Consider the following 2,340-nt stretch of genomic DNA (forward strand, 5'->3'; position numbering starts at 1 on the left):
CGTAGTTAACGCCACATTAAGGCCCGGACGACGGCACAGAGTCGCCGCATTTTTCCTCTAATTTTCGATACGCTCTTCTCATCTGACTGTACCGGAACGTGTCATGCGCGCCTCTGGCATTCCCTACGCAGGCATCGTCCTGCCGGATCCCGCCGCCTTCGATCTTCAGCGCGCCCTTGCCGATGCGGCGGAGGTGCTGCGGCGCCTCGACGGCGCTTCTGGCGAACCGCTGCGCCGATCGAGCAAGCGCGCGGCGGTCATGGCCGACCGGCTGGGCATCGCGATCCGCCCGCCCGAGCCCGGGGCCGCCCCCTGCCGTGCCGAGATCCGGGTCATCGCCAAGGGTGGCGGCGTGCCGGGCGGCGAGCTCGTGGCCTCGGTCCTCGCGCAGGTCGTGCTGGCGCTGCTGGTCCACGTCCCGGCGCAGCAGATCGAGTGGTTCTCGCGCGACACTCTGATCGGCCCTCAGGATTTCGTCGAGCTGAACCGCTACGTCTCTCCCCGGCGTCGGGGCGCGCCGGTGGCGGACCCGATGCCCGAGCCCCTGCCGGAGCCGGAGCCCGCGCGGCTCTCGCCCGTCGAGGAGGAGATGGCGCTCACCGCCAGCATCCGCGCCGCCATGTTCGAGGCCGAAGCCGAGGCTGCGCAGAACCGCCGCATCTCCAGCCGCCTGCTGCCGGTGCTGCGTCAGCGCATCCGCAGCCAGAAACCGGTCGAGCCGCGCGCGGCCACCACGGCCTACGCGGCCACCGGCGGGCTGGCGCTGGCCTCGGTGCCGGTGGCGGCGGTGCTGCACGTCGCAGCCCGGCTGCGCGCCATGGACCTGCGCTTCGTCGCCCGTGTGCTCTCGGTCGTGATCTTCGCGGTGCTCCAGAACACCGGTGTGCTGCGTCAGGTGGTGACGGGGCTCATGCACTAAGCCCGAGCATGGTCTCGCGCTCGAGCACGTAGGTGTGGATGGTGAAGGCCACCGCTCCGGTGCGCGGCAGTCGCACGAGGCATTGCCGCTCGGACCGGAAGAAGGGCGCGCTCTCTGCCTGCGCGCCGGGACGGTGCTGCCGAGACACCGGCTGGTGCAGCGTCGCGTCCTGATACCAGAGCCGGTTGAACCGCATCAGCGGCCGCCCCGCCTGGATCCCGTCGAAAAGCCGCTGCACGCGCCGCGCCAGCGCCGCGTCATAGTCCGCCACGGGAATGTGGATGTGCACCAGCGGGTGCATGAACTTCGCCGACAGCCGCCAGCTCGCCGGGAAGCACAGCAGCGCGCCCGTGAGCACGTGCTCGTCGCTGCCGGGGCGTTTCTCGAGAATGCAGAGGTCTTCCTGAACCAGCCGCGACAGCGTGCCGAGCGGGTCGTCTCGGTCGAGCGTCACCGTCTCGCCGTCCGGGCGGCGCACCGTCTCGTCGTGGCGCGAGAAACCCGCGGGCAGGTTTTCCAGCACCACCTCTAGCAGCTCGTCGGCGGCCGGGCGGGCGTCGGGATCGAGCTGCACCACGTCCTCGCGCCGCTCGGCCAGCAGGCGCGCGCGCTCGGCCATCTGGGCGCCGTAGGCCTCGTCGGCGAGCAGCCATTCGGACATCGGGATGGGGCCGATGTTGGGAAGCGGCCGGGCCGTGTCGGGGTCGTAGGGAAGGCGTGTCTGCAGGATCATGGCACCGGACTAGCCCCGCCCCGCGCGCCCCGCAAGAGCGCCCGAAACGAACACGGCGCGGGAAGATCCCGCGCCGTGTCAGAAGGTCGAATTTTCGGCGTCAGCTCAGCCGCGGGCGCGGCCCACGAGCTTCCACACGGCCGGCAGGACCATCGCCGCCAGCGCCAGCTTGATCGCGTCGCCGACGAGGAACGGGGTGAGGCCCCACTCCAGGATCGGCTTGTTCCAGCCGTAGAGCATGCCGAGCCAGATCAGGCCGGGGACGTAGAGCACGACGTTGCCGAGCAGCATGGCGCCGGCCATCTTCGGGGCCGAACGGTCCCAGCCCATGCGGGCGAGCGTGCCCATCAGAACGGTGGCGATGATGTAGCCCACCAAGTAGCCGCCGGTGCTGCCCATCATGTATTCGATGCCGTTGAGATCCGCGGTCGAGCTCTGGAAGATGTCGAAGCCGATCATGCCGAGGATCATGTAGCCCATGATCGTGGCAAGACCGAGACGCGGGCCGTAGGCGGCGCCGACGGTGAGCACCGCGAACGTTCCGAGGCCCATGGCCACGGGCGAGCCGGGCACCGGCACCTTGATCTTGGCGCAGACGGCCAGAAGCGCGATGCCGGCGATCACGAGAATAGCCTGCTTGGCGCGCAGCGCGGCACCTTCCTGGGCGCCGAACGTCTCCACCAGAACG

Annotated in this window: 3 protein-coding genes; 1 reads left to right on the forward strand and 2 read right to left on the reverse strand. The window is 70.0% G+C overall.

Annotated elements, in window-relative coordinates:
• Window positions 1-103 precede the first annotated feature (103 nt).
• Entirely contained in the window at window positions 104-919 is an 816-nt protein-coding gene (locus HC022_RS24325) for a hypothetical protein (protein WP_167454111.1), read from the forward strand.
• Here HC022_RS24325 and HC022_RS24330 read toward each other — a convergent pair.
• On the reverse strand, window positions 909-1,652 hold the full coding sequence (locus tag HC022_RS24330; protein ID WP_167454112.1) for a DUF3445 domain-containing protein: 744 nt from the start codon (window positions 1,650-1,652) through the stop codon (window positions 909-911). The two genes, HC022_RS24325 and HC022_RS24330, sit on opposite strands and share 11 nt — an antisense overlap.
• Before the next feature lie 105 nt (window positions 1,653-1,757).
• Window positions 1,758-2,340: biotin transporter BioY (locus tag HC022_RS24335; protein ID WP_167454113.1), on the reverse strand; the 583-nt coding region annotated here is incomplete at its 5' end.

The sequence above is a fragment of the Salipiger sp. HF18 genome (assembly GCF_011806505.1).
GTDB classification, from domain to species: domain Bacteria; phylum Pseudomonadota; class Alphaproteobacteria; order Rhodobacterales; family Rhodobacteraceae; genus Salipiger; species Salipiger thiooxidans.

Excerpts from the sequence above, each read along its gene's own strand:
- HC022_RS24325 (WP_167454111.1), top strand. The coding sequence starts at position 104 with ATGCGCGCCTCTGGCATTCCCTACGCAGGCATCGTCCTGCCGGATCCC.
- HC022_RS24330 (WP_167454112.1), bottom strand. The coding sequence starts at position 1,652 with ATGATCCTGCAGACACGCCTTCCCTACGACCCCGACACGGCCCGGCCG.